A 25,074-nucleotide genomic window follows, 5' to 3' on the forward strand; every position below is an offset into this window, starting at 1 on the left:
CTCCTACCGTCTGTACCCTTGGGTCAGATGCTCCTTTGGTCCCTCCACCCCGGCAAGTCCTGCATGGTTGCAGGAAGAGCATTCAAACATACAAGCACCGTTTAGGGTGCGAACCGAGCGAAGCGAGGACATCGTCCGGAGGACGATCAAAGCTAGAAGCTAGAAGCTGGAAGCCACAAAAAAACCGCACCCCTTCGGGCGCGGTTTTTTTGTAGAGAACTCAACGCTCAGCTGGGCCTCTCAATCACGAATTAACGACCTTCGTGTTGCAGCGTGTTGCGTGAAGCGTGCTGCGTCTCTTCTTACACCATTTCCAGATCCAGGGCCTGCTGGCAGACCCGCGCGGTGCGGATCACGTGCAGCTGCTTCGGCGACAGATCTTCCGGCAGTTCCACGGTGCTGTGGTCCTGGTGGATCTTGATCGGGCCGATCAGGCGGCTGGGCAGTTTGGCTTCGTTGGCAATAGCACCAACGATGTTGCCCGGCTTCACACCGTGGTCGTGGCCGACCTTGATCCGGTAGCGGCGCATGGTCTTGTCGCTGCGGCCCTTGTCGTTGCGGTGTCGAGGGTTGCCTTCCCGGCGGCTGCCCGCATGGGCGGATTCGCGACGGCGCGGCTCTTTCACCATTTTCGGTTCTTTCAGAATCAGCGGCTCACGCTTGAACATCATGGTGGCCAGGGCGGCCGCCATGTCGTTGTCGCTGATGCCCATGGCGTCACGCAGCTGGTTGACCAGCGCGCGGGCTTCATCAACGTTGGCTCCAGAGGTGAACCCGGCCAGCTGTTCCTGGAAGCGGGCAATGCGCTTGGCATTCAGGTCATCCACGGACGGCAGCGCCATCTTTTCGATGCTCTGACGGGTAATGCGCTCGATCTGACGCAGCACGTGTTGTTCGCGACGGGCCACAAACAGGATGGCGTCACCCTGGCGACCGGCACGGCCGGTACGGCCAATGCGGTGTACGTAGGCTTCCGGGTCGCCGGGCATGTCGTAGTTCACCACGTGGGTGATCCGCGGCACGTCCAGACCGCGAGCGACCACGTCGGTGGCGATCAGCAGGTCAAAACGCTTGTCTTTCAGGCGCTGTACGGTTTTTTCCCGCTGCTGTTGGGGAATATCGCCGTTCAGGGCTTCGGCACGCAGGCCGCGACGGTTCAGCTGCTCAGCCAGTTCCAGGGTGGCCTGCTTGGTGCGCACGAAAACCAGCACGGCATCGTGTTCTTCGGCTTCCAGAATCCGGCATACGGCGTCGAGCTTGTTCAGCCCGGCCACCGGCCAGTAACGCTGGCGAATGGTGGTTCCGGTGGTGGCGCCGCCATTGTCGATGCGAACCAGTTTGGGTTGCTTGAGGTGCTGGTCGGCAACCTTGCGAATAACCGGCGGCATGGTGGCGGAGAATAGCGCCAGCTGGCAGTCATCGGGAGTACGTTCGAGTACCCATTTCACATCGTCGATGAAGCCCATGCGGAGCATTTCATCGGCTTCATCCAGCACCAGGGCTTTCAGGTTGTTCAGTTTCATGGAGCCGCGTTCCATGTGATCCATGACGCGACCGGGGGTGCCGACAATAACCTGGGCGCCGCCGCGCAGGCCTTTCAGCTGGGTGCGGTATTCACCGCCGCCGTAAATGGGCAGAACCTGCAGACCTTTAATGTCTTTGGCAAATTCTTCACACGCAGTGGCGACCTGGATAGCCAGCTCGCGGGTAGGGGCCAGGATCAGCATCTGCGGTTCACGCAGGGTCGGATCCAGACGGGCCAAAAGGGGCAATGAAAACGCAGCCGTTTTACCTGTGCCGGTTTGTGCCTGGCCCAGAAGATCGTGTCCATCCAGCAACAGCGGGATGGCTTGCGCCTGAATCGGCGAAGGCTGCTCGAAGCCCTGACGGGCGATCGCAGTGAGCAGAACCTCGGGCAGGCCTAAAGAGGCGAACCCGGAACGGGAATCTGACATGTAGTACCTATGGATTAGGGGGAGGGGCCGAGTGAGGGTCGGCGAGGGCGCGGAGTATACGCAGGTAACGGGAGAATTGCACGTTTTTTCGCCAATTACCCGGGAGGAACGAAAGCGGGCAGGGCGGGTGGTTTACGGGGCGTCAGCGCGGGAATTCGTGCGAGGTGAAGGGGCTAATGGTACGGAATGACAGGGCTGGCGGGGAAGGTGTCGCCCGGCCCTGCCGGGCCGGGCGACGTCTGAGCGGGCTTACATGGGCAGGACTTCAACGGTGCCCAGATACTGCAGGTAGCGTTCAGCGGCTTTGGGGTTGCTGACGTTCTTGTCGCCGGTGCCGGCTTCCAGGAAATAGCGGCCGGCGGCGGGCCACTGAATGTTGACGATGCCCTTGTCATCGCTGGTGACGGACCAGTCTTCCTGGCTGTCACGGTAGCGGGTGCCGCCGGGAACCAGTTCCACCTTGATGCCGGCAGCCGGTTCGCCGTCCAGCAGCAGTTTCCACTGGGCGGTTTCGCCAGCGTAGAGGTCATTGGGGTGAGTCAGCAGTTCCAGCTCCAGGCCTTTGCCGGTGGGTTTCAGGCCGGTTTTATTGGGCGCGCCCAGGGTGGCATAGGTTTCCAGGCGGTTGAGCACTTCCAGCAGTTTGACGTCAGTGGCGCCTTTGGGCAGCTCTGCCAGCAGCTTGTCCGCGTCTTTGCCCCGGCTGCGCTGGCGTTCGCCATCCACTTTATAGGATACGAAATAGCCGGGCTGGGCCACACTGATCCGGTAGCTGCCTTCCTGTTCCAGCTGCACGTCAAACACGCTGCGGGTGTGCATTTTGGTGGCGTTGTCCACGGTGGCGGGCTTGCCGTCGGGGCCGGTGACTTGCAAACCGTCGACGGGGTAGGCCCGCTCGAAACCGAAGATCTCATTGGAGATGCTGGCATCCACGGTAATCCACTGAGGCTCGGACACCGTGGTGTGGCTGGGCAGTAGCCACAGCTTGTGGGCCTGGGCGGGCAGGGTGGTGGCCAGCACCAGGGCGGCCAGCGCGGCTTGATGGAAACGGACTCGGATCATGGTGGTGCTCCTTGAGTAGTCGGTGTTATTGAGAGACGGTCAGGGTCACGGTGCCCAGTTCGTCGGTGCCTTTAACCTGTTGCTGCTGCGGTGTTTCTTCGGCTGGCCACCGGAAGGGCAGTTTCACCACTTCGCGGCCCCCCACTTCCCGGGCGGCTTCCACTACCAGGGTGTACTCACCCGCAGGCAGCGATTGCAGGGCGTCCAGTTTGCTGAAATCCACGGTGTGCGTGCCCGGTGAGCGGGTGGCGCCGGTGAGGCCGTCATAGGGGGCGGACTGGCTGCGACCGGTGCGTCGCCACCACTGGCGGATATCCTTGAGCCATTTTTCCTGGTCGTCGTACCACAGCCCCAGCGGTTCCAGGGTGCTGCGATCGGCGTTTTCCACCCAGAAGGCCACATAGGGGGCGTGGTATTCGGCCACGCGCTTGCGGGGGACTTCCACGTCCACCGAAAAGGTATCCGCGAGGGCCTGGCTGGTTAGCAGGGGGAGCAGAGTGAGGTAACGCAAACGCATGGGAAGGTCCTTTCTTGTCTTACGTGGCGGTGTTTAGTGCATGAAAAACACGATCAACAGCCAGGGCAGCACCAGCCCGGCCACGGTGACCGGCCAGGTGGCCGGGCGCCGTTTGGCGTGAAGCATCATCAGGCCCAGGCCGGTGAACGCGAAAAGCAGGCTGGCCACGGCAAAAATATCGATAAACCAGATCCACACGGTGCCGGTGTGACGGCCTTTGTGCAGGTCATTGAAAAAGGCGATCCAGCCCCGGTCCGTGGTTTCTGCGAGTACCGTGCCGTTATTCATATCAATGGCGAGCCAGGCATCCCCGCCGGGGCGTGGCATGGGCAGGTAGATTTCGTCGGCGGCCCATTCCGGTTCCCCGCGGGTGTGCTGCAAATCCATTTTCTGCGCCAGCCATTGCTGGACGGCGGTGGGCAGCTGGCCGCTCTTTTGCTCCGCAAGCTCGGATAACAGCTCGGCGGGTAGCTCACCCTGATGTTCGCGGATGACCGGATCGGCGCTGATCTGGCTGGCGTGGTTGAGGGTAATGCCGGTCAGGCTGAACAACACCAGGCTGATCAGGCAGATCGCAGAGGTCACCCAGTGCCACTGGTGGAGTTGTTTCAGCCAGAAGGCTTTGCGTTTTTTATTCACGGTGGAGCTCAGGTCATTCACAACAGAGGGAGAGATGTTAATGAGAATGGTTATGTTTAAATACTGCTATCTTCGTAAAGAATGTAATGACTGGCGGGTTGCCTGAATTCTGTTCAAAAAAAGCTGGCCTAGATAAATGATAATTCTTATCATTCGTGAATGAATGCCATTGCTCAAATTCCCGCACGCTTGCTGGTTATCGAAGATGATTCGGTACTCAGCGGCCATCTGCACGACTACTTTTCAGAGCGTCACTACCTGGTATCGCAGTGTTCGGATGGGCCTGCGGGCCTGGAGGCTGCGGCCTCCGGCGATTATGACCTGGTGTTGCTGGATATCCTGTTGCCGGGACTCAATGGGCTCGAGTTGCTTAACGCCCTGCGTCAGCAAAGCCCGGTGCCGGTGATTGTGGTGTCTGCGTTGGGCGATGAACAGGCGCGCATTCAAGGCCTCATCAACGGGGCGGATGATTACCTCCCCAAGCCGTTCAGCATGGCCGAATTGGCGGTGCGGGTGGATGCGGTGTTGCGCCGGGTGGCGCTGGAACGTGTCCGACCGGAAGACGAAGGGCTGGAATCCGTGGGCAAGCTGGTGCTGCGTGACCATGACCTGGTGGCGCTTTATCGGCACACGAATCTGGGCCTCACCAATACCGAATTCCGTTTGCTGCAAGTATTGCTGGAACATCGTGATACGGTGCTCAGTAAGCCGTTCCTCTACCAGGCGGTATTACACCGCGGTTGCGGTCGCCATGACCGTAGCCTGGATCTGCACATCAGTCATGTGCGGCGCAAGCTGCGCGATGCCGGCGCTCCGGAGTCCGCGGTGCGAACAGTCTGGGGACAGGGCTATACCCTGATCACCGACGCTCTGTGATGTTGAAACGCTATTCCCTTCTTTGGCGCCTGGCGCTGGTTCTGGTGGTTGTTGCGGTGACTACCATGGTGGCAGGCACGCGCATTACCGGTGTCCTGCGCGATGATGCCCAGCGGCTGAACCAGCAGGCGATTGCCATTATGCAAGGTTATGCGGCGGCGGCGGAGCAGGCCTGGTTGACCGGCGGCCAGGCAGGAGTCGATCAGTGGCTGGCGGACATGAGGAGCCGTGAAGCGGGTGATATCGCTGTTATCAGTGCCACAGACCAGTCGCTGAGCAGTGTTCCGTTGACCGAGCAGGAACGGGCCGGGTTGCGCTTTCAGCGTGGCGTGGATAGCCGCATGAGTTTTCGTTACGGCAAAAAGATGCCCTACCTGGGCGTGCCGTTTCCCGTCGCGCCGGAACAGGGCAGCTTGCTGATGCAGTTGCCTCCCCGTTTGCGCCCGGGCACCTACTGGCCATGGGTCGAAAATCTGCTGCTGGTGGGGATGCCCACGTTGTCTGCGTTCCTGCTGGGTGGGCTGTTGTTCTGGCGTGCTCGTGTGCCCTTGAAAGCCCTGCAGGCGCAAGTGCTGGGCTTCAAGGATGATACCCAGGCACGTGTGCCCGGCCCGCTGGCAACACGCGGGGATGAGTTCGGGGAGCTGGCCCGCAGTTTCAATCATATGGCGGAACAGGTGTCCGGGATGCTGGATACCCAGCGCCAGCTGCTCAATGACATGTCCCATGAATTGCGCACCCCCTTGAGTCGTTTGTCGGTGGCACTGGAAAGTGACATGAGCGAGGCCGAACTGCGTCAGCGGGTGGAGCAGGAGCTGCACCACATGCGCACCCTGGTCGATGACACCCTGGCGCTGGGGTGGCAGGACACCGACACCGGCACCTCCGGCCTGGAATCTCTGTCGCTAACGGCGCTGTGGGACATGATTGTTGAAAATGCGGCGTTTGAAAGCGGCTGGGACAAGCGTCGTTTCCCCTGCGCGCTGCCGGACGATGCGTTGGTGTACGGCAACCTGAATGTGTTGGCCCAGGTGTTTGAGAACCTGGTCCGCAATGCCATTCGCCATTCCCCGGAGCAGGGGACCGTGCAATTGCTTGGGCAATGGGAAGAGGGAACCTGGCACCTGCAGGTAGTGGATCAGGGGCCGGGGGTGCCGGACGACAAGCTCGACCGAATCTTTGCCCCCTTTGTCCGTCTGGACGCCGCTCGGGCTGACCGTAGCGGCTTCGGGCTGGGATTGAGCATTGCCCGGCGTGCGGTGGAGCGGCTGGGCGGTGAACTGTGGGCACACAACGGCACCCCTGGCCTGTGTGTGCATTTGCGCCTGCCCGCCCCGCCACTTGTATAAATTGTAAATCTCCTTTCGTTACAAATAAGAATCAATATCATTCCGTTTCGTGAAGTGGATTCATTACTGCTTCCCGGGCCTTGTATGGCCTGTTTTCCGGGGGATCTGCATCGATTCTTCGCCGCTGGCCTGCCGGGCCGCGCGGTGAAAGGGGGCGGTTTGCACTCCGGTTTGATGTTGTTGCTTACCTTTGAGGAGTAAAGACCATGGGAATGCGTTTGGGGACTTTGGCGTTGGCACTGGCGGCTGCCAGTGGCGCCGGTTGGGCAGACGATGAGGTGCACGAGCTGGGGCAAGTGTCAGTCACGGCGGGTGGTTATGTTCAGCAGGTGGAAGATGCGCCGGCGTCGATCAGTGTGATTAACCGGGAGCAGATCGAAGAGCGCTTCTACCAGGACACCACGGACGCCTTGCGTGATGTCCCGGGCGTGATTGTCACCGGTGGTGGTTCCGGTGATCGCGGTAACGATATCGTGATTCGCGGCATGCCGTCCTCGTACACCCTGATCATGGTCGACGGCAAGCCGGTGTCCACCCGGGAAAGCCGTCCCAACGGCAGCGCCGGGTTCGAGCAGAGCTGGCTGCCGCCGCTGCAGAGCATTGAGCGTATCGAAGTGGTGCGTGGTCCCATGTCCACCCTGTATGGCTCTGATGCCATGGGCGGGGTGGTCAACATTATTACCCGCAAGGTTGAGAAAGAGTGGGGCGGTTCTGTACAGCTGGACGCCATCATCCAGGATGATTCGCGCTCCGGCGATAGCCAGCAGGGCAACTTCAGCCTGAGCGGCCCCTTGAAAGAAGACCTGCTCGGCCTGCAAGTCTATGGCGGTTTTTATAATCGCCAGGAAGACCTGTTTGTGGATGGCTACGAACAGAAAGACCTGCGCAACCTGACTGCGAAATTAAGCCTGACGCCCACGGATAATCATGATTTCTCCGTGGAGGCGACCCGTACCCAGGACAGCCGCCAGGGGCTGATGGGGCGTAGCGCTGCGTCCACCGGTTGTCGCGGTGGCTGTACCGACAGCTTTAGTGACCATAACCGTGAATCTTTCGCGCTGACCCACACTGGCCGCTGGGCTATCGGTACCTCCGATACCTATGTGCAGCGTGAAAAGGCGGAAAACGAAAGCCGCGAAATGACCATCACCAATACCAATGCCAAGACGGCGCTGGTGATGCCCATGGGTAATCATATGGTGACGGTAGGCGCCGATTTCACGGAAGAGAAGCTGGACGACAAAACCTCCAACCGGATCTCCGATCGCACTAACATTGAGTCATCCAAGTACGCCCTGTTTGCGGAAGATGAGTGGATGCTGACTGATACTTTCTCGGTCACTGCGGGGGCCCGCATGGATGATGATGAGAATTTCGGCACCCATGTTAGTCCGCGCCTGTATGGTGTGTGGGGATTCAGCCCGCGATGGACTGTGAAGGGGGGTGTTTCCAGCGGTTTCCGCTCTCCGTCGCTGCGTGAACTGACCCCGGATTGGGGGCAGGTAAGCCGTGGCGGGAACATCTATGGTAACCCGGACCTGGAACCGGAAACCTCGATTAACCAGGAGTTGGGCCTGTACTTCAACGCTGGCCGGGCGCTGATGGCTAACGTGACCGTGTTCCATAACGACTTCAAGGACAAGATTACCCGTATTACCTGCCCCATCAGCATCTGCCCGGACGGTCCGAACCAGTTTGGTTCCGATCCTACCTACCGGGTGAATGTGGATGAAGCGGAAACCCAGGGGGTGGAAGCGGCGCTGTCCACCACGTTGGCGCGGGTGGTGTCCATCAACCTGAGCTATACCTATACCGATTCCGAACAGAAATCCGGGGAATACAAAGGCGAGCCGTTGACTCAGCTGCCGGAACATCTGGCCAGCCTGAACGTGGACTGGCAAGCGACAGATACCGTGTCGCCCTGGGCGACCGTGCGCTATCGCGGCGAGGAAAGCCAGCCGACCACGGGGCCGTCCAGCAGCGCTATTATTGCGCCGTCGAATACGCTGGTGGATGCGGGGGTTGGTTTCCAGCTGACACCGCAGACCAAACTCAACACAGGCATTTATAACCTGGCCGACAAGGAAATCTTCTATGAAGAATACGGCTATGTGGAAGATGGCCGACGTTACTGGCTGGGTGTGGTAACCAACTTCTGAGGTCCGCCTGAGGCATTAGTACCTTATAGAAACAACAACGCCGGCAAATGCCGGCGTTGTGCGTTTTGTTGCGCTCAGGGTTACATTTTTTCCTGAATGCGCGTGCGGAAGTCCGCATCGTATTGGGCCAGTTGGGCAATCTGGTTATAGGTGCGCAATTCCAGGCCACTGTCCTTCACGGCTTCCACCATTTTTTCCTGTGCTTCCTTCTGCACTTTCATGGCTTCTTCAGGCTTGTCTTTTTTGGCCTGCAGTTCCTTGGCATATTTCTGCTGGATGCCGGACATGTCCTTCTGCGCATCGGCAAACGCATCTAGCTGTTTGTCACTGAACTCAGATGCCTTGGGCAGCTGCTGCATTTGCTGTTGCTGCATCTGTTGCTGCTGCTGGGCCTGCGGGGTTTGTGACGCGGGTGCACCGGGTTGCTGTGCGGCTACCGTGCCAGTGAAGGTGGCGGAAATCATCAGGGCGCCGAGCGCCATCATCCGTTTGCTCATGCTTCATCTCCTTGTCAATCGCCCCGAAACTGCCGGGGATTACGGTGTTACCGGAAAATGGCCGAAGCCAAATTACGGCGGCACTGGAAACTCCGACCGCCGTCAGCGTGTAAGTTCGGCCTGAAATGTTAAATCGTGATTCACAGTGAAGCAGTTCGCGTATGCGGTGTGGATCCAGCGCGCTGTTGAGTTCAGACAGTGCTTTCAATTCAGGCGGTTAATCGTTTCAATAAGGGGCAGGAGCGCTACGAATCTGAGACTAGCGGTCTATAACAATCATAACGAGGAGAGCAGGATGCTGAGTTCATTCCCTTTGTCTGCCCGCAACATCGCGCGTGGTGCAGTGTCAGTCGGATTGCTGGCAGGCGCCGTGGCGGTGCAGGCTGAAATGTATGCTGGGGCCCAGGTCAACCTGATGAAAATTGATCGCGGTGCGGTCAGCGATGCGCAACTCAGCGCGCTGACGGTGCGTGGCGGCATGGTACTGCACGAACTGGTCAGCGCGGAACTGCGTCTGGGGGCCGGCCTGAGTGATGATTCCTATCGCAATATCGATGTGGAAAACGACTTTTTCTACGGCGCCTATGCGCGGTTGACCCCGCCTCTGGAAGGGCCGGTGCAGCCGTACCTGATCGGTGGGTATGGTTATGTGGAAAATGATATCAATGGGACCACCCAACGGGACGATGGCAGTTCTTACGGGGGCGGCATCGATCTGGGCGTGGGCCAGCACTCCACGCTGAATGTCGAGTATCTGCGCCTGGTCGACAACGATTTCGGCAAGCAGGAGCTGATCGGGTTGGGTCTTAATTACTCGTTCTGATGGCTTGCCACGGGGTGGGGCGACGGTGGCGGCCTGGGGCCGGCCCATGTCGCCCATATCCCGTTTTGTTATAAAAGTATCACCATATATTCCTTTATATTCTTCCGCGAATTCCTATCATGGCACCTCGACATTCCCGTTTGAGGTGCTGTAGATCATGGGTAGTGCACAGCTGATTACACGTTTTGGTGACAATACCGCCGGCCTCTCCAAGGAGGCGCTGGAGGAGCTGAACCGTGTTTATCGCCCGCTGAGCTTTGCGGAGCGCATTCGTCGTGTCTACGAGGATTTTCCGCCGGATCGCATCATGGTGACCTCGTCCTTTGCGGCCACCTCTGCGTACTTTCTGCACATTATTTCGACCATCCGTCCTGAGCAGCCGGTGCATTTTATCGATACCGGCTACCACTTTGCGGATACCTTGAAGTACCGGGATTATCTGGTCGAGAAATTCGGTCTGCAGGTAGTCGATGTGACACCGGACCCGGATCACCATCAGGTCTCCCAGGAAAACCGCATGTGGGAAACCGACCCGGATCTGTGCTGCCAGGTGAACAAGGTCAACCCGCTGGAAGAAGCCAAGGAAAACTATGATCTGTGGATTTCCAGCCTGATGGGGTGGCAGACCGAACACCGTGCCGGCCTGGAAGTGTTTGAAGAGCGCCGGGGCATGATCAAGTTCAACCCGATGATTGATGTCACCAAGGAAGAGCGTGACGCTTACATCAAGGAGCACGACCTACCGTTCCACCCTCTGGTGGCGCAAGGGTTTGATTCCATCGGCTGCAGCCACTGCACCTTCAAGGGCGAAGGCCGTGAAGGGCGCTGGAAAGGCAACAAGAAAACCGAGTGCGGCATTCATATGTAACCGCTGGACGCCGGATGCCCGACGATGCACGCTTGCATTCAAAACCTGAAAACCTTGGCCGCCATGTTCTCTGCGCAAAATGCATTACCCGGTTATTGCCTGAATGATAGCCCTGACAATCCCTAAAAAGAGATGCTGCAATAACGACAACTCTGCGAAGAACCATAAAAAAAGCCCCGCCATGAGCGGGGCTTTTTATGGGAGTATCTGGAGAGCTTATGCAAGTGCTTTTACGCGGCGCTGTCCTTGCTGTAGCCATCCACATCACCGATCAGTCCGTCCATCTCTGCCAGAAACTCCCTGTTATCGTGGTCCCAGGGGTGGAAACCGGGTTTGAACCAATCCAGCCAGGGAATAATCACCCGCCGTAACCCGCCGGGTTTGAGCCACTGGAATTTGAATGACATCCACCAGTCTTTCAGGCTGAACAACTTGCCCGTTTTATACATATTGATCACATAGAACGGGTAAAACAGCGAGAAGAAAATTACCGTAGCCATCACCAGCCCGCTGGCGCGTAGTAACCAGGACTTGAAGCCCCGGCCGAAAACCGTGATGAAGACATCAAAGGCCACCGCCTTGTGTTCGGTTTCTTCCAGCGCATGCCAGTGCCACAGTTTCTGGTATTGCGGGTCAGAACCATCAATCAACTCGGGTTCGCGCAGTAACACATCTGCCAGGATCGCGGTGAGATGTTCCAGGGCGACAGTGGCGGAGAGCTGCATGGCATCGGGCAAGCGGTGAGAAATCAGATCCAGTAGCCGGGTGACAATGGCTTCCTGCTTGTCCACAGGCAGACCGGCCTTCACCATTTTCTGGTTGTAATCCTCATGTTCACGGCCGTGCATGGCTTCCTGGCCGATAAAATTACGGACGGCTTCCTGCAATTCAGGATCGTCGATCTGGTCGCGGTATTTGCGCACGCTATTGATGAAGAAGCGCTCGCCCTCCGGGAAAAACAGCGAGAGGGTGTTGAAGAACTGGGAGATGCCCGGGCCCTTGTCGTGCCAGTCGAGAACGGCGTTGTCCGGCACATGAAATTTCAGATTGCGGCGGACGGGCATGATGTGCATTTTCATTGTTATATCACCTTTATCCATGGTCCTGACGTCTACTAAACGCCTGTTGCCACTGAATTACAATTACACTGTGACAGTCAGATACGTAATTGAAACAATCAAGGGATAAACGGTAGGGCCGCAATGGGGGAGGCAGGACAGTGATGCGAATGGGGTGGCGGCTCTGGCTCAGTGCTGTGGTGTGTATGGTGGCAATCGCCAGTGCCTTTCATGTGTTTCTGCTGGATCGGGTGGGCGTGCCTGACAATGGACTTCGCGTGAGCGAGGCCACCAGGGAAGACGGTGGGATTGACTGGACAATCCGCCTTTATGACAGCGTGGGAAAAGGAAAGGGGCGGCGCCGCTGGCAGGCGGCAGGAGAGGGCTACCGCATTGATGTCCAGCGCCGTGGAGAGCATGGGTTCGCGCTGGATATTGCCTATCGGCCAGAGTCGCAAACGCGACATCACGTGCGCCAGCAGGTACGCCTGGCTGAAGGCCCCACTCTGGTGGCCGCCTTCGGTCAGGCTCAGGGTAGGGGTGAAACCCGCGTTATCATCGATCGGGTGAAATAACCCCCTGGGCGGGGGATGCCGTTCACTTGGACCTGAGGCCTTCGCGATGTAAACATCGCTTCCCTCAAATCCCTCAACTCCCTCAACTTTCGGGATTGCTGGAAAGTTATGCTGGCATGACGACGCTGTTGGCTCCGTGCGGCTGCTCTTAAGTGAACAGCATTACCCCTGGGAAGGGGCGTTTCCGGATGCCGTCTGTTCGTCGTGATTGTCGTTGTCTGGCGTCTTGTGGAGCATCACCACAACGCCGATCGCCGTTACCGTCAGTATGGCTGCACCAATGGCCGCATTGGCATGCAGCGCCAGATTGAAGCCGGTTTTGGCTGCCGCCATCAGCGGCTGAGCGACTTCTGCCGGCAGCTGGGCGGCGGCACCAATGGCTCCACCCAGTGTATCGCCTGCTGCCAGTGCCATCGTATCGGTTAGCCCTTTGGGCATGGCCGTCAACATGTGGCTGCGATAGAGCGCGGCACCAATACTGCCAATCACGGCAATGCCCAGTGCCATGCCCAGCTCGGTAGCCGTTTCCGACGTAGCGGAGGCGGCACCGGCTTTACGGGCCGGGGCAGCACTGACCACCATGTCCGTGCCGAGAATCATCATCGGCATCACCCCAATGCCCATGATGGTCATGCCTGCAATCAGCAAGGGAATGTGTGACGGGTTTTGCACCGGCAGCATTAGCAGCAGGCCGATCGCCGCCATCGCTAACCCGGCGCTGACCAGTTTCCAGTGGGGCAGCCGGCCCGCCAGCCTTGGTACCAGTAACGAGGCGGCGGTTTGCAGCACGGCAGGTGGCAACATCACCAGTCCGGACTCCAGCGGTGACAAATCCAGCACGCCTTGCAGGTACTGAAAGACCATCAACCAGGCACCGGATAACGCCAGGATGGTTAGCATCATGGCGGCCACGGAGGTGCTGAAGGTACGGTTGGCAAACAGCGTCATATCAAACATGGGATTAGGCAAGCGCTGCTGGCGGCGGACGAAAATCACCCCGACGAGCAATCCCGCCGCTATGGACAGCAGCGGGATCACCGCGATGCCGTTGCGCGCCATATCTTTCAGGCCATAAATCACGGCCAGTACCATGGCCACAGACAGCAGGGCGCTGGTCCAGTCCTGGGCGCCGGCTTCTTCATCCCGGAACTCTGGTAGCAACAGGGGGCCGCAGATCAGTAAGAGCACCATCACCGGCACGCCGAGCAGGAACACCGAACCCCACCAGAAAAATTCCAGCAATGCCCCGCCGACCAAGGGGCCGATGGCGCTGCCGACAATAAAACCGGTCATCCAGACGGTAATGGCCAGGGTGCGCTCACGCTCGACCTGGAACATGTTGCGCAGCAGCGACAGGGTGGACGGCATCAACGTGGCCCCGGCAATGCCGAGCAGGGCGCGGGTGGCAATCAGCATTTCTGCGCTGGTCGCAAAGGCTGCCATGGCAGAGGCAATACCAAAGGCGGTGGCACCGGTCAGCAGCAAGCGCCGCCGGCCAATACGGTCGCCCAGCGTGCCCATGGTCACCAGAAAGCCGGCGATCATGAAACCGTAGATATCCAGTATCCACAGCAGCTCCGCGCTGGTGGGCTGCAGGTCAGCGCTGAGATGCGGGGCGGCCAGATGTAGCACTGTCATATCCAGAGCCAGCAGTACGGTGGGCAGCATCAAAACAGCAAGCCCCAGCCACTCGCGGCGGGTGGCGGGTTGGTAAACGGTAGACATCATCTTTCCTCGTAGCAGGGGCTCCCTTGTCGTTCCGGGTGACGGTTTTTCGACACCGTGATGAGCGGAACGAAACAGCCGCAAAGCCTAAATCCTCAACCTGACTTGAGGTCAAGCGCTGGCAGTGTTCATGGGTGAGGCGTGCGGAGGCGAGTATATGACCTGCAAGTGAGAAATGGGTTTCATTTATCTGAAAAAGAAAATAACGCCTGCCTGTTGAGTGGGTGCAGCGATAAGTTTCACGGCAATGCGGTCTGACGCCATAGCGTAAAGCAGCATAAAAAAGGGCGCCAGATGGCGCCCCGAGCTCTCCCGATGAGTGTGTGGGGAATTACAGTCCCCGGTTTTTCAAACGGTTGGCGTGCTGACGAAAGACACTGGCCGGGTTGGTCTCAAAGGGGCTGGCCAGACCGGCCACCTGATTCACTTCATCAAGATGGTTCATACGGTAATCGTCTCGGATCACCAGGCCCAGGTGGCTGGAGCAGCTGGAGACCAGCCCGTCATTTTTTTCGCCCAGATAGAGCAGGGCAAGCAGGCCCATGCCGGCGTCGCTGATGTCTAACACGTTGGTCAGCGGTTTGGCGCCGGACCAGGAATAGTAGTTGACGCCGTTGCTGCCTTGCTCCGGAGCTTCGCCGCAGGCCTGTTGGGGAAGGCCTTCCGGGTAGTGGCTGTTGAATTCGCTGCTGCCCTTTGTGGAAAGGGAATACAACGCGGCCAGGGAATCCTGGTCGTATCCGCCGCCGGAAATCAGGTCGAGAAAGCCGACCGCCGCGTTGACGATATCACCCAGAAGTTCCGCGGTGAGCGGCAGGTTTTCCTGTACGCCCAGCAGGACATCGGCCATGCGTGCACCGCTGTGTGGTCCGGCTACAGAGGTGGCAGAGGCGACATACTGGGGGTAAACCGAGGCCACATAGCGTACCGTTGGGCCGCCATGGCTGTGCCCGATCAGGTTCACTTTCTGCGCGCCAGTGGCGGCGAGAATATCCTCGACCTGCCGGGCCAGTTGTTCGCCACGTATCTCGGTGCTGTTGGCGGCGGCAACCTGGGTCACATAGACTTCGGCACCGCTGCGTCGCAGTTCTTCCGGTATCCGGTACCAGTAGTTATAGCCAACAATATCGTCGAAACCGAATAAACCATGGCTGAGAACAATGGGATAACGGGTTTCGGTGTAGGTATCCTTGAATAGCCAGTCAAACCAGCCAGCCTGGGCTGGCATACTTATTGACAGGCTTAACAGGAACAGCATGGGGGTGAACGCTCTGGTGAGCGCCTTGAAAGGTGTAGTCATTGTGCTTTACCTGGCTCGTTATTGTTATCGGCGGTACTGCCGTTTCTGCGCCGAGCGTTCCCTGGTCAGGGAGTGTGAACACCTTAAGGCAGATGAAATCAAAAGTTAACACTGGTGTTAATATTAATCTGTTATAAGGAAATATTTTCCCGGTGTTAACTGTGCACGGTCTTTTCTGTCGGTAATTTTTATTGAAAACAGTGTCTTGTGGCGAGTTTGTGGCTATGTGGCGAAATGTCTGTACAGTAACATTAGTGTTAACAAGGGCGATTGGTGATGAATGAAGGAGTGGCGCAGCGCCGGGGGAGCGTGGCGGGCAACAGCAAGGCTGAAGCAACACGTGCGCGGATTTTGGCGGCGGGGCGCACGGTCTATGGCGAACAGGGCATGCATGGCACCACCGTGCAACGAATACTCAAGGAAGCGGGCATTTCCCGGCCGACCTTCTATAAGTATTTCGCGTCTGCGCCCGAGGTCGTCGATGAGATTGTGCAAAGCTGCAATGCAGAAGTGGAAGGGTTGTTTGTGAAAGTGTTTGCCCAGCCCCAGAAAGCCTTTTATGACTATCTGCCGATGGCCTTGAGTGGCTATTTGAACTGGGGGCGCTCACTGGGGCCATTGATGATTGCCCGTTTTCGGGAGCTGCATGATGTGTCTTCGCCGGTATCGCGTTACCGCGATGCGCATAACCAGCGCATTGTCATGATTCTCCACGAAGCCATGAAGGCCCATGGCCGGACACCGCCGGATGACCTGGCGTTAAAAACCCTGGTGCAGGGGATTGAGCATCTGGGATATCAGTTCTGTGCGGAAGCGGAACACACAGAGATGCCCCGTTATATCACCGTTATGGCCCGCCTGTGTGTGAGCATGCTGGGTCAGCGGGAAGACTGGGAGGCCATGTTGGCATCCCCGTTCTTCAGTCGGCTTATGGCGCTTGAGGACTAGGGAGTCTCTGAACAATTCCTTGCGTACTCAGCGTGGCCTGAAGGGTGCAGCTGTTGTGTTCTGTTGCGACGGACAGGGTGGTTCCCTTTCCTAGTGACAAAGCGCAGCAGATGGGCCCTTCAGGCCTCGCCCTACGGGTCTTCCACGCTGGCCCGCACTCGTTGTTGCGCTTTTTTGATGGATGGACATATCTCGATCCCAGTTAGGGGACACCTTCAAAATCGCGCCCTCTGTGCCCCGAATGGGGTATAGATTGCGAGCCAGCCTGAAAGACTGAGCATGCAAGGAGTTGTTCAGAGACTCCCTAGACGCCCGATTATTGAAAGTATTACGACATGACATAAAAAGGAGAACATCATGTCACGTATCCAGGGGGCTCTTGCCCTGCTCGTTGTGTTACTTGCGGTGTTTCTGGTCGGGGTTTTCTGGTCGCCCGTCGCGGTTGTTTCAGGTACCAGTGACAGGGCGCAGAACGTCGCGATCTCGCCCGGGACGGGTGCCCCGGATGCTGCGCACCCTGCCGACAGTTTCCAGGCGGCATTGAGCCACGCGGAAAACCTGGGGGCCATGCCGGCATCGCTGCGTGGCACCGAGGTGGACGGCCAGCTGCAAGCCGACGCGGGCGGTGAATTAGTGGTAACGCCGGACCTGCGTCGGGTGTTTGATTACTTCCTGTCCGCCCAAGGGGAAGAGTCTCTGGAAGAGTGTCAGGCGCGCCTGGCAAGTTATCTGCAAGCGTCTCTTCCGGCTCAGGCTGCGAACGAGGCTTGGCGGTTTTTTCAGCAATATATGGCACTGGGGCAGGCGATGGCGGCATTGCCGCCCCATGATGGTTCGCCTGCCAGCATTCGCACCGCGGTCAAGCAGCGTCACGATCTGCAAGTCGCTTACCTGGGCCAGCAAGCGGCGGAGGCATTCTACGGAATGGATATCGCTTACGACCGTTATATGGCGGACCGACAGGCCATTGTCGATAACCCTTCTCTCAGCGATACCCAGCGGCAACAGCAGCTCCAGGGGCTGACGCAATCGCTGCCGGCTGCCATGCAGAGCATGCTGGCAGAAACCCGTGGTCCGGCGCAGTTGGCAGCGCGCACTCAGGCGTTGCGAGAGCAGGGGGCCAGTGAGGCAGATATTCGTCGTTTACGGGAGCAGCAGTTTGGCGCGGATGGCGCCGCGCGTCTGGAGGCGCTGGACCAGCAGCGTGCGCAATGGGAGGCCCGCTATCAGGGTTATCGTGAACAACGCCAGGCCATTATCGACAGTGGGTTGTCGCACCTGGATCAGGAGACGGCACTGGCACGGTTGCGGCAGCAAATGTTCAGTGACCAGGAATTAAATCGGGTTGAGGCACTGGACAGAATCCAGGCCCGTTAGACCAGGGATTACTGCGCGGTTGTTATCAAACAAAAGGCCACACGGTGAACCGAGTGGCCTTTTTTTACCGGAAAAAAATCAGAACTGAAAGCGCAGCCCGGCGCCGAACATGTCGATCCCGGCATCGTTGTCAAAGTGCATGAACTCGCCATACACATACAGCTTGTCCATCAAATCAATGGTGGCGCCCACCCCGCCAAAGGCATCGGTGGAGGACTCATCATCCTTGAAGGACGGGTGTTTTACGTCGAAATCCGTGTTGGCTACACCGCCTTTGCCGTAGAGGCCCACGGGGCCAAGCTCAAAGCTGAGCAGGCCGGCAAAGGTGACTGCGCCACCTTCGATCTTGGTGCCGTTGTCGCCTTCCAGTTCACCGAAGTCGTAATAACCCACTTCTGCGCCCACCAGTTCGATGGGGCGCCAGCCCAGAAACAGGCCGCCGGAGGTATCGTCGTCATCAAACTCGACATTATCGATTTTTTCGTCGGTGCCGGAATTATAAATCCCTGCGCCAACATAGAAGCCCGCGTTGGCCAACGGGGCCACACTGAGAATGGCTGTGCCAGCCAGTACTTTTGTTAGGCGGTTCATAAGCATCACTCCCTGAAAAAAGTGTCTTCAGTATTACCCAGAATAGAGCCGGTGTGTATGGGGGGGGGCACATTGCGTTACCCCGGCCTGTGACTGACAGGAGGGGCTGGTATCAGTCGCCTGAATTTGCTTTCCTTGATGTCAACAGGGAACGGGGCTTCGGCACACGGGGCTGTGAGGGGAAGGCATGAAGGGAAGGGCGCTGCAGGCGCGTGGATGCCAGTGGATATTGCTGGCGAGTGTTGGGGCGGCGATGGCCGCGAATGTGTTTGCTGAGTCAACATCGGCAGATTTGCAGCTGGACTTGCGTACGGATGTGGGCTGGGAAAGTGACCACTTCCGTTACATGGGCAAGGATTTTAGTGAGTCGCTGCTGATGCAGACAGGGCAGACGGTTGATTTGACCCTTCTTACCCACAAGACCCTGCCCCATCGCTGCATGCTCGATTTCTCCCACGACTACTGTGAAGACCTCGGCCACCCGGATACCTGGGGGCGTTCGGTGGAGCCGGTGGTTTGTGCCGCGACCACGCCAGCCTCCCGTGCGTTGCTACCCGGCCAGAATGCCGACGCCAATCGGCTCTGCATTACCTTCCGCGGGGGCTTTTCGTACCCGGCGAACGGGGCGCCGGACCTTGCCAGCCATTACCGCGCCGAAATTGGTGAACCCGAAAGCGGGGCGGAGCCGGAAATTGTGGCGCTCACGGTGACTCTGACTCTGGACAGCGAACAGCCGTTGCACCGCTTGTCTCCTGGCTGTTATGGCGCGGTCTGTGTTGGCGATACCTTGTCCAGTGTGCAGGCGACCACCAAGGTGCCTTTGAATATTGTATCGGGACAGAGCGCCTGTGGCCGTGTGCGTAGCGATCAATGGCCGGTGGGGCTTTCCGCCCAGTTCAGGAACAGTCGCATTGCCCGGCTGGACGTTAACCCACCGTCAAACATTCGCACTGATACCGGTGTGGCGCTGGGCGAATCACCGGCTTTATATGAAATGTATCAGGGGGCGCTGGACGAGACCCTGGAGGCTGGCCCCGGCTCCTTGCCGGTAAAGGCGGTGTACTGGCAGGTCCCCGGCGAGAAAGGTTTGCAGTATGAACTGGACAGCGAGCTACAGATTACCGCCATGGCCTCGGGCGGTGAATCACTGATGGAGGATTGGCCGTGCCAATAGTGTCGTCATGGTTGCAACCGGCTAGCGAGTGGCTGCGATGACCTTGTCCGCAGCGAATGCCCGGTCCACGTTTAGTGGCGTTATTTTTGATCTGGATGGCACCCTGGTGGATTCCCGGCTGGATTTTGCGGCCATCCGTGCGCGTCTGAATTGCCCACCGGAGGTGGGGGTGCTGGAATTTATCGATACCTTGCCGGCCAGTGAACAGGCGGCGGCCCACGCCGTGGTGCTGGAGTATGAGCGCGCCGGAGCGGAACGGGCCACCTGGATACCGGGCGCACAATCCTGCCTTGAAAAACTGTCGGTGATGGGCATTCCTGCGGCTATTCTTACCCGTAATGCCCGTGTTATTGCCGAGCTCACCGTATCCCGGTTGAGTATTCCTGTGCAGCGAGTGCTGGCACGGGAAGATGCCCCGCCAAAACCCGCTCCGGATGGTCTGCTAGCGATTGCCAGGGAATGGGGTATGGCTCCGCCAAGCATTGCCTACGTGGGAGATTTTAAGTATGACCTGATGGCAGCGCGCAATGCGGGCATGGTCGGGGTTTATCTCGACACTGATGGTCTCAATACCCATGGCCACCTTGCCGACCGGGTCATTCGTCATTTTGATGAGCTGTTGGCTGAATCTCCGTGAGTGGCTCCTTTTGCTCCCTTTGCTCCCTTGGCGTCAGGCACGGTTCGGTTCCGCAGGCTGAGTGCTTGAGAGAAAGTGGATCGGCTTTCCGCTGGGCATGCCGATGGCTTCCTCGTCGGTCATGACAATCTGGCCGCCAATGATGGTTGCCGAAGGCCAGCCCTGCAGCATCATCCCGTCGTAAGCGCTCCAGCCTGAAGGCGATGCCAGCTTGCGGTCATCCACCGCTTGTTTACGTTGCATGTCCACCAGCGTCAGGTCTGCATCGTAGCCCACAGCAATGCGGCCCTTGCCCGCCATGCCGAACAGTCGGGCGGGCCCTGCGCACACCATGTCCACTAACCGAGACAGGCTGAGTCGCCCTTGATTAACGTGATTGAGCATCAAGGGCAGCAGCGTCTGGGTGCCGGTCATGCCGCTGGGGGAATCCGGATACGGTCGCTGTTTCTCTTCCCGGGTATGCGGGGCGTGGTCACTGCCGATGACATCCACGATACCGTTTCTCACGGCCTTCCAAAGCGCATCCTGGTGGCGCTGGTCTCGAATCGGAGGGTTCATCTGTGCCAGCGTGCCCAATCGTTCGTAGCATTGCGGTGCCGATAAGGTGAGATGCTGGGGTAACACCTCTACCGAAACCCGGGATTTATGCTGCTGCAGAAAAGCCATTTCTTCGGCGGTAGAGATATGCAGGACATGCAACGGGCGACCTGCTTCCGCTGCCAGTGCCACAATGCGCCTGGTGGCTAACAGGGCGCTTTCCTCATCTCGCCAGACAGGGTGGGCAATGGGATTGGCGGCCGTTTCGGCAAGGTGACGACGGGCCCGCAGGCGGGCTTCGTCTTCAGCATGAATGGCCACCCGCCGGCGGCCATGACGGAGTATGTTGCGCAACACGTTGTCGCTGTCGGCGAGCAAATCGCCGAATGAACTGCCCATGAAGATCTTCACGCCACTACAGGCGGGCAAGCATTCCAGCTCTGCCAGTTGCTCGGCATTGGCGGCGGATCCGCCGATATAGAACGCGTAATTACACCAGGCATCCCGTTCGGCAATCGCCACTTTGGCCTGTAAGTCTTCGCTATAGAGCGTCAAGGGCTGGGTGTTCGGCATTTCGAAAACACTGGTGATGCCGCCGAGCACTGCCCCGCGAGTGCCCGCTTCCAGCGTTTCCTTGTGGGTCATGCCGGGCTCGCGGAAGTGGACTTGGGAATCCACGGCGCCGGGCAGGAGATGCAGCCCACGGGCGTGGAGGGTGGTGTCGGCCTTGAAGGGCTCGCCAATGGCAACAATACGCCCGTCGCGACATGCCACATCCGTTTCTTCAGGGCCACCGGGTAACAGCACTGTCGCCCCTTTAATTAACAGGCTTGGGCTATCGTTATAGTTCATTCTGAATCCTTTTATAGCCCTGCACGAGTTGCAGATTGGTGTCGGACACGCTTTCTGAAAACGCGGTGATGTCTGTGTCAGGGCCAATGCGGCTGGTGGACGGGATATAGAAGTTCGCGGGGAGCGTCATGCCGTCGATAACCGCATTGTGGCGAATGGCGCAGCCATCGCCGATGGTGCAGTTGAACAGTACGCTGTTGAATCCCACGAAAACCCTGTCTCCGACCTGGCAGGGGCCGTGCACAATGGCGCGATGGGCAATAGAGGTGTGTTTTCCTATGGAGATAGGCCCTCCGTCCTTGGAGTGCATAACCACACCATCCTGAATGTTGGTGCCTTCGCCAATATGGATGGGGTGAAGATTGCCATGATCATCTGTCTCGTCGGCTCGAATCACGGCATAGGGGCCGATAAAGACATGGCGGTCAACGATGACTTTGCCGCAGATGATGGCGGTAGGGTCGATAAAGGCGTTCGAATGAATGGCCGGCAGGTCACCATTAGGGTTTCTTCGGATCATTCTTTACTCCTTGCTCGTTCAGTGCCCGGTTAAACCACTCCTTTGTTTGTTCCCAGTGTTTGCGGCCGTAAAGCTCGATGAACTTGCGGGTCATGTGGTCATTGTCGTTGTCCAGAGCGCTCAGCCTTTCGCGGATAAAGGCCTCACCAAGAGGAATCCCGCATATTTCGGTGATGCAGTGTCGCCACTCGGTATAGGAGCCGGGCAGGGGAAAGTGCATGGGTACTACTCCGCAAGGGTTGTTGATGATTAATGTAATGTTATAACATAACAAAACAAGGAGGGCATCATGCCTCGTATCATCAGTGAGAAAACGCTGTTGGCGATGACGCCGTCGCAATATATGAACACCAGCCAGCGGGCGTTTTTCCGCAACCGTCTTGTTGTCCTGGCTCACGATTGCGAACAACACATCGGCAGCGCCAGAAATAATTTGCATACACCGACCCAGGCAGACCCATTGGACGCCGCTGTCGAGGAGGAGAGCTGCCGCCATCAGCTACGCTTTATGGCCCGCGAACAAGCTTTGCTGGGGAAAATTCGTGCTGCCCTGAGGCGGCTGGAAAGCGGGGATTACGGTTACTGCAAAATCAGCGGTGAGCCCATTGGTCTGCCGCGGCTGCTGGCCCGTCCTACCACGGAATACTGTGCCGAGGTGAAGGCTCGCCTTGAACAGAATGAACGCCACTATGCTCATCAACGAACAGGATAGAAACATGACAAGTCAGCAAGCCAGCCCCATTCGCCAGCTTCCCGTTACCGTGCTGTCAGGGTTTCTCGGCGCCGGGAAGACCACTGTCCTCAACCATATTCTCAACAACCGAAGCGGCCTGCGCGTTGCCGTTATCGTCAACGACATGAGTGAAATCAACATTGATGCGGCACTGGTCAATCAGAACGTTTCGCTGAACCGGTCGGAAGAGAAACTGGTGGAAATGAGCAATGGCTGCATCTGCTGCACATTGCGCGAGGACCTGTTGGTGGAAGTGAATCGCCTGGCTCGGGAAGGTTCTTTCGACTATCTGGTGATTGAGTCCACCGGGATTTCTGAACCCTTGCCCGTGGCAGAGACCTTTACGTTTGAAGATGAAAACGGGGAAGGGCTGTCCTCCGTTGCCCGTTTGGACACTATGGTTACGGTGGTCGATGCGGTTAATTTCCTGCGGGACTATCGAAGTACCCGCACGCTTCAGCAGGAGCAGGAAAACCTTGGTGATGAAGATCTTCGTAATGTGGTGGATCTGCTGGTGGAGCAAGTGGAATTCTGCGATGTGCTGTTGATCAGCAAGACGGATTTGGTCACAGAAAAGGAACTGGAGGTGTTGCAGGCAACTTTGCGGCTGTTGAACCCGGATGCCCGGATTTTGCCCATTCGCCACGGCATGGTGCCGCTGGAAGCGGTGCTCAATACAGGGCGGTTTGACTTTGAAAAGGCCCAGCAGGCGCCGGGGTGGTTAAAGGAAATGCGGGGCGAGCATTTGCCTGAAACCGAGGAATACGGCATTAGCAGTTTCACCTATGAAGCCCGGCGTCCGTTCCACCCACAACGATTCTGGAACTTTTTGCAGCAGCCTTGGCCGCTGGGAACCTTGTTGCGCTCCAAAGGCTTTTTTTGGCTGGCCAGCCGCCCCCACTTTGCAGGTAGCTGGAGCCAGGCCGGTGACATTGTTCACCATGGCCCGGCCGGCATGTTCTGGAAAACCGTGCCGGAGCAACACTGGCCCAGCGATGAAGAATACCGCGCGCTGATCATGGAGAAATGGCAAGAACCTTTTGGCGACATGCGCCAGGAACTGGTGTTTATCGGCCATAACCTGCAGCCGGAGGAAACCCGCAAGGCACTGGACGCCTGCTTGCTGACGGAAGCGGAAATGCTTCAGGGCAAGGCGCTGTGGGAGCAGCTGGACGATCCGTTCCCGCAGTGGGAGGTGGCAGGGTGATGCAAGCTCAAACGGTCACCGCCACGCCGCCAGGCTGGCAAGGCGCACCGGAGGTGACTGTGCTCGCGGATATCTTCGAGGATGATGTGCAAGTGGCTGTGTGGGACCGGCCCAGCCCGGTGGGGCAGGATGTGGTGGCCCTGGCCTGCGAGCAACGGCTGGCGGTGAAAAGCTGGTTGGACATCACTCAGCTGGAAGCGGCCCTGCTGCGGTCCCTGCCGCACGAAACCTATGCCCCCTTGAGAGAGGACCTGTTCTTGTTAGCCGATATGGTTGCCTGTCTGTTCGGGGTTGGTGGCGTCGGGTTGCGGGTGACGGCGTTGCGCAAACCCATGTGCCCTCGTTTTCACGTGGACCGGATTCCGGTTCGCATGCTGTGCACCTATGGCGGGGCGGGCAGCCAGTGGTTGCCCTCCTCACGTGTGTCGGACCAGCTTTTAGCGCCTGGCTGTGACCAGAATGCGCTTTACCAGCAACAACACGTGGAGCAGTTGGAAGCAGGGCAGGTGGCCCTGTTCAAAGGAGAGACATGGCGGGATAATCCGGGAGCGGGCGTGGTCCATCGGTCCCCGCCCATGTCTCCCGGCCAGCAACGTTTGTTGGTCACTCTGGATATCTAGGCTGAAAACATGGCAGTGACTCGTACCGAGCAGATTCTTAACAGCGCTGAGCAGCAATGTCGCAAGCAGGGCGTGCGGTTGACGCCTCAGCGCAAGCAGGTCATGTCATTGATGCTGGAGCAGGGTGGTCCACAAACGGCCTATCAGCTGCTGGATCAGTTCAAGGCTCGTTACCAGAGCAACGCGCAGCCGCCCACTATGTACCGAGCGCTGGATTTTCTGGTTCAGCAAGGGTTGGCCCACCGGCTTAGCTCCACTAACCAGTATCTGGCCTGTGATCATATAACTTGCCAGCACGGTCACCGGGGAACGGTGTTTCTTTTGTGTGATCAGTGCGGCGGCGTTCAGGAAACCCCCATGGCGGGGGCGGCGGTGGACGCATTACAGCAGACACTGGATGAAGTGGGTTTTGTCATTCAGCGCGAGCCCCTGCTGGAAGTGCATGGACGTTGCGTGGATTGCGCGACGTCGTAAA

26 protein-coding genes are annotated in these 25,074 nt (G+C 58.3%); 14 read left to right on the forward strand and 12 right to left on the reverse strand.

Annotated elements, in window-relative coordinates:
- Positions 1-302: 302 nt before the first annotated feature.
- From COA55_RS09860 to COA55_RS09875, 4 genes are all read right to left on the reverse strand, one after another.
- Positions 303-1,955, reverse strand: coding sequence for a DEAD/DEAH box helicase (locus COA55_RS09860; protein WP_290501916.1), 1,653 nt, complete (start codon positions 1,953-1,955; stop codon positions 303-305).
- Positions 1,956-2,204: 249 nt separating this feature from the next.
- Entirely contained in the window at positions 2,205-3,017 is an 813-nt protein-coding gene (locus COA55_RS09865) for a DUF4198 domain-containing protein (protein WP_290501918.1), read from the reverse strand.
- 25 nt (positions 3,018-3,042) lie between these two features.
- Positions 3,043-3,534 carry a DUF2271 domain-containing protein gene (locus COA55_RS09870; RefSeq protein WP_063520469.1) on the reverse strand — a complete coding sequence of 164 codons (492 nt, stop codon included), beginning with the start codon at positions 3,532-3,534 and terminating at the stop codon, positions 3,043-3,045.
- Between the two features lie 33 nt (positions 3,535-3,567).
- Positions 3,568-4,173 carry a PepSY-associated TM helix domain-containing protein gene (locus COA55_RS09875; RefSeq protein WP_290501921.1) on the reverse strand — a complete coding sequence of 202 codons (606 nt, stop codon included), beginning with the start codon at positions 4,171-4,173 and terminating at the stop codon, positions 3,568-3,570.
- Positions 4,174-4,332: 159 nt separating this feature from the next.
- Between COA55_RS09875 and COA55_RS09880 the strand changes: the two genes are divergently transcribed.
- The 3 genes from COA55_RS09880 to COA55_RS09890 all read left to right on the forward strand — a co-directional run bounded on the left by COA55_RS09880 (position 4,333) and on the right by COA55_RS09890 (position 8,557).
- A complete protein-coding gene (locus COA55_RS09880) occupies positions 4,333-5,049 on the forward strand; it encodes a response regulator transcription factor (RefSeq protein WP_063520471.1) in 717 nt (238 codons plus the stop codon).
- Entirely contained in the window at positions 5,049-6,398 is a 1,350-nt protein-coding gene (locus tag COA55_RS09885; RefSeq protein ID WP_290501923.1) for a sensor histidine kinase, read from the forward strand. Before COA55_RS09880 ends, COA55_RS09885 begins: the two co-directional genes overlap by 1 nt.
- Positions 6,399-6,610: 212 nt before the next feature.
- On the forward strand, positions 6,611-8,557 hold the full coding sequence (locus tag COA55_RS09890) for a ligand-gated channel protein (protein ID WP_290501973.1): 1,947 nt from the start codon (positions 6,611-6,613) through the stop codon (positions 8,555-8,557).
- 80 nt (positions 8,558-8,637) lie between these two features.
- On the opposite strand, the gene COA55_RS09895 is transcribed toward COA55_RS09890, so the two are convergent.
- A complete protein-coding gene (locus COA55_RS09895; protein ID WP_063520474.1) occupies positions 8,638-9,054 on the reverse strand; it encodes a DUF4168 domain-containing protein in 417 nt (138 codons plus the stop codon).
- Positions 9,055-9,349: 295 nt separating this feature from the next.
- Between COA55_RS09895 and COA55_RS09900 the strand changes: the two genes are divergently transcribed.
- Together COA55_RS09900 and COA55_RS09905 are read left to right on the forward strand one after the other, a co-directional pair.
- Positions 9,350-9,877 carry an outer membrane beta-barrel protein gene (locus COA55_RS09900; RefSeq protein WP_063520475.1) on the forward strand — a complete coding sequence of 176 codons (528 nt, stop codon included), beginning with the start codon at positions 9,350-9,352 and terminating at the stop codon, positions 9,875-9,877.
- 157 nt (positions 9,878-10,034) lie between these two features.
- Entirely contained in the window at positions 10,035-10,745 is a 711-nt protein-coding gene (locus tag COA55_RS09905) for a phosphoadenylyl-sulfate reductase (RefSeq protein ID WP_290501926.1), read from the forward strand.
- Positions 10,746-10,975: 230 nt separating this feature from the next.
- Here COA55_RS09905 and COA55_RS09910 read toward each other — a convergent pair whose 3' ends face one another.
- Entirely contained in the window at positions 10,976-11,824 is an 849-nt protein-coding gene (locus COA55_RS09910; protein WP_063520477.1) for a metal-dependent hydrolase, read from the reverse strand.
- A 149-nt stretch (positions 11,825-11,973) separates the two neighbouring features.
- Between COA55_RS09910 and COA55_RS09915 the strand changes: the two genes are divergently transcribed.
- Positions 11,974-12,378, forward strand: coding sequence for a hypothetical protein (locus COA55_RS09915; protein ID WP_290501928.1), 405 nt, complete (start codon positions 11,974-11,976; stop codon positions 12,376-12,378).
- Between the two features lie 162 nt (positions 12,379-12,540).
- Here the strand turns inward: COA55_RS09915 and COA55_RS09920 are convergent, their stop codons facing one another.
- Positions 12,541-14,103: an MFS transporter gene (locus COA55_RS09920; RefSeq protein ID WP_290501930.1), complete on the reverse strand. Its 1,563-nt coding sequence runs from the start codon at positions 14,101-14,103 to the stop codon at positions 12,541-12,543.
- A 331-nt stretch (positions 14,104-14,434) separates the two neighbouring features.
- Positions 14,435-15,403, reverse strand: coding sequence for a triacylglycerol lipase (locus COA55_RS09925; RefSeq protein WP_290501932.1), 969 nt, complete (start codon positions 15,401-15,403; stop codon positions 14,435-14,437).
- Positions 15,404-15,679: 276 nt separating this feature from the next.
- Between COA55_RS09925 and COA55_RS09930 the strand changes: the two genes are divergently transcribed.
- Both COA55_RS09930 and COA55_RS09935 read left to right on the forward strand, forming a co-directional pair.
- Positions 15,680-16,351 carry a TetR/AcrR family transcriptional regulator gene (locus tag COA55_RS09930; protein ID WP_063519045.1) on the forward strand — a complete coding sequence of 224 codons (672 nt, stop codon included), beginning with the start codon at positions 15,680-15,682 and terminating at the stop codon, positions 16,349-16,351.
- A gap of 357 nt (positions 16,352-16,708) precedes the next feature.
- The gene (locus COA55_RS09935; protein ID WP_290501933.1) at positions 16,709-17,728 is read left to right on the forward strand and encodes a lipase secretion chaperone; all 1,020 of its coding nucleotides are present in this window, start codon (positions 16,709-16,711) and stop codon (positions 17,726-17,728) included.
- 78 nt (positions 17,729-17,806) lie between these two features.
- On the opposite strand, the gene COA55_RS09940 is transcribed toward COA55_RS09935, so the two are convergent.
- The gene (locus COA55_RS09940) at positions 17,807-18,319 is read right to left on the reverse strand and encodes an outer membrane beta-barrel protein (protein WP_063519043.1); all 513 of its coding nucleotides are present in this window, start codon (positions 18,317-18,319) and stop codon (positions 17,807-17,809) included.
- A 187-nt stretch (positions 18,320-18,506) separates the two neighbouring features.
- On the opposite strand from COA55_RS09940, the gene COA55_RS09945 reads away from it, so the two are divergent.
- On the forward strand, positions 18,507-19,493 hold the full coding sequence (locus tag COA55_RS09945) for a hypothetical protein (protein WP_290501934.1): 987 nt from the start codon (positions 18,507-18,509) through the stop codon (positions 19,491-19,493).
- A 37-nt stretch (positions 19,494-19,530) separates the two neighbouring features.
- On the forward strand, positions 19,531-20,130 hold the full coding sequence (locus COA55_RS09950; RefSeq protein ID WP_290501974.1) for an HAD family hydrolase: 600 nt from the start codon (positions 19,531-19,533) through the stop codon (positions 20,128-20,130).
- Between the two features lie 33 nt (positions 20,131-20,163).
- On the opposite strand, the gene COA55_RS09955 is transcribed toward COA55_RS09950, so the two are convergent.
- Genes COA55_RS09955 through COA55_RS09965 form a run of 3 tightly spaced genes read right to left on the reverse strand, consistent with a single transcriptional unit; the run spans position 20,164 to position 22,259 of the window.
- Entirely contained in the window at positions 20,164-21,519 is a 1,356-nt protein-coding gene (locus COA55_RS09955; RefSeq protein WP_290501936.1) for a dihydroorotase, read from the reverse strand.
- On the reverse strand, positions 21,509-22,039 hold the full coding sequence (locus tag COA55_RS09960) for a carbonate dehydratase (protein ID WP_290501938.1): 531 nt from the start codon (positions 22,037-22,039) through the stop codon (positions 21,509-21,511). Before COA55_RS09960 ends, COA55_RS09955 begins: the two co-directional genes overlap by 11 nt.
- Positions 22,020-22,259 carry a hypothetical protein gene (locus tag COA55_RS09965; RefSeq protein ID WP_063521123.1) on the reverse strand — a complete coding sequence of 80 codons (240 nt, stop codon included), beginning with the start codon at positions 22,257-22,259 and terminating at the stop codon, positions 22,020-22,022. Before COA55_RS09965 ends, COA55_RS09960 begins: the two co-directional genes overlap by 20 nt.
- 69 nt (positions 22,260-22,328) lie before the next feature.
- Here COA55_RS09965 and COA55_RS09970 point away from each other — a divergent pair, with 69 nt between their 5' ends.
- Genes COA55_RS09970 through COA55_RS09985 form a run of 4 tightly spaced genes read left to right on the forward strand, consistent with a single transcriptional unit; the run spans position 22,329 to position 25,073 of the window.
- A complete protein-coding gene (locus COA55_RS09970) occupies positions 22,329-22,751 on the forward strand; it encodes a TraR/DksA C4-type zinc finger protein (RefSeq protein ID WP_063521122.1) in 423 nt (140 codons plus the stop codon).
- Between the two features lie 4 nt (positions 22,752-22,755).
- On the forward strand, positions 22,756-23,979 hold the full coding sequence (gene zigA, locus COA55_RS09975; RefSeq protein ID WP_063521121.1) for a zinc metallochaperone GTPase ZigA: 1,224 nt from the start codon (positions 22,756-22,758) through the stop codon (positions 23,977-23,979).
- A complete protein-coding gene (locus COA55_RS09980; protein ID WP_063521120.1) occupies positions 23,979-24,599 on the forward strand; it encodes a DUF1826 domain-containing protein in 621 nt (206 codons plus the stop codon). The genes zigA and COA55_RS09980 overlap by 1 nt, the downstream gene beginning before the upstream one ends.
- Before the next feature lie 9 nt (positions 24,600-24,608).
- Positions 24,609-25,073, forward strand: coding sequence for a transcriptional repressor (locus tag COA55_RS09985; protein ID WP_063521119.1), 465 nt, complete (start codon positions 24,609-24,611; stop codon positions 25,071-25,073).
- Position 25,074 lies beyond the last annotated feature (1 nt).

The sequence above is a fragment of the Alcanivorax sp. genome (assembly GCF_002733835.1).
Classification (GTDB): domain Bacteria; phylum Pseudomonadota; class Gammaproteobacteria; order Pseudomonadales; family Alcanivoracaceae; genus Alcanivorax.

Excerpts from the sequence above, each read along its gene's own strand:
- COA55_RS09910 (WP_063520477.1), bottom strand. The coding sequence starts at position 11,824 with ATGAAAATGCACATCATGCCCGTCCGCCGCAATCTGAAATTTCATGTG.
- COA55_RS09890 (WP_290501973.1), top strand. The coding sequence starts at position 6,611 with ATGCGTTTGGGGACTTTGGCGTTGGCACTGGCGGCTGCCAGTGGCGCC.
- COA55_RS09955 (WP_290501936.1), bottom strand. The coding sequence starts at position 21,519 with ATGAACTATAACGATAGCCCAAGCCTGTTAATTAAAGGGGCGACAGTG.
- COA55_RS09960 (WP_290501938.1), bottom strand. The coding sequence starts at position 22,039 with ATGATCCGAAGAAACCCTAATGGTGACCTGCCGGCCATTCATTCGAAC.
- COA55_RS09940 (WP_063519043.1), bottom strand. The coding sequence starts at position 18,319 with ATGAACCGCCTAACAAAAGTACTGGCTGGCACAGCCATTCTCAGTGTG.
- COA55_RS09900 (WP_063520475.1), top strand. The coding sequence starts at position 9,350 with ATGCTGAGTTCATTCCCTTTGTCTGCCCGCAACATCGCGCGTGGTGCA.
- COA55_RS09880 (WP_063520471.1), top strand. The coding sequence starts at position 4,333 with ATGAATGCCATTGCTCAAATTCCCGCACGCTTGCTGGTTATCGAAGAT.
- COA55_RS09930 (WP_063519045.1), top strand. The coding sequence starts at position 15,680 with ATGAATGAAGGAGTGGCGCAGCGCCGGGGGAGCGTGGCGGGCAACAGC.
- COA55_RS09980 (WP_063521120.1), top strand. The coding sequence starts at position 23,979 with ATGCAAGCTCAAACGGTCACCGCCACGCCGCCAGGCTGGCAAGGCGCA.
- COA55_RS09945 (WP_290501934.1), top strand. The coding sequence starts at position 18,507 with ATGAAGGGAAGGGCGCTGCAGGCGCGTGGATGCCAGTGGATATTGCTG.
- COA55_RS09915 (WP_290501928.1), top strand. The coding sequence starts at position 11,974 with ATGGGGTGGCGGCTCTGGCTCAGTGCTGTGGTGTGTATGGTGGCAATC.
- COA55_RS09925 (WP_290501932.1), bottom strand. The coding sequence starts at position 15,403 with ATGACTACACCTTTCAAGGCGCTCACCAGAGCGTTCACCCCCATGCTG.
- COA55_RS09935 (WP_290501933.1), top strand. The coding sequence starts at position 16,709 with ATGTCACGTATCCAGGGGGCTCTTGCCCTGCTCGTTGTGTTACTTGCG.
- COA55_RS09865 (WP_290501918.1), bottom strand. The coding sequence starts at position 3,017 with ATGATCCGAGTCCGTTTCCATCAAGCCGCGCTGGCCGCCCTGGTGCTG.
- COA55_RS09860 (WP_290501916.1), bottom strand. The coding sequence starts at position 1,955 with ATGTCAGATTCCCGTTCCGGGTTCGCCTCTTTAGGCCTGCCCGAGGTT.
- zigA (WP_063521121.1), top strand. The coding sequence starts at position 22,756 with ATGACAAGTCAGCAAGCCAGCCCCATTCGCCAGCTTCCCGTTACCGTG.
- COA55_RS09870 (WP_063520469.1), bottom strand. The coding sequence starts at position 3,534 with ATGCGTTTGCGTTACCTCACTCTGCTCCCCCTGCTAACCAGCCAGGCC.
- COA55_RS09905 (WP_290501926.1), top strand. The coding sequence starts at position 10,035 with ATGGGTAGTGCACAGCTGATTACACGTTTTGGTGACAATACCGCCGGC.
- COA55_RS09920 (WP_290501930.1), bottom strand. The coding sequence starts at position 14,103 with ATGTCTACCGTTTACCAACCCGCCACCCGCCGCGAGTGGCTGGGGCTT.
- COA55_RS09970 (WP_063521122.1), top strand. The coding sequence starts at position 22,329 with ATGCCTCGTATCATCAGTGAGAAAACGCTGTTGGCGATGACGCCGTCG.
- COA55_RS09950 (WP_290501974.1), top strand. The coding sequence starts at position 19,531 with ATGACCTTGTCCGCAGCGAATGCCCGGTCCACGTTTAGTGGCGTTATT.
- COA55_RS09895 (WP_063520474.1), bottom strand. The coding sequence starts at position 9,054 with ATGAGCAAACGGATGATGGCGCTCGGCGCCCTGATGATTTCCGCCACC.
- COA55_RS09885 (WP_290501923.1), top strand. The coding sequence starts at position 5,049 with ATGTTGAAACGCTATTCCCTTCTTTGGCGCCTGGCGCTGGTTCTGGTG.
- COA55_RS09965 (WP_063521123.1), bottom strand. The coding sequence starts at position 22,259 with ATGCACTTTCCCCTGCCCGGCTCCTATACCGAGTGGCGACACTGCATC.
- COA55_RS09985 (WP_063521119.1), top strand. The coding sequence starts at position 24,609 with ATGGCAGTGACTCGTACCGAGCAGATTCTTAACAGCGCTGAGCAGCAA.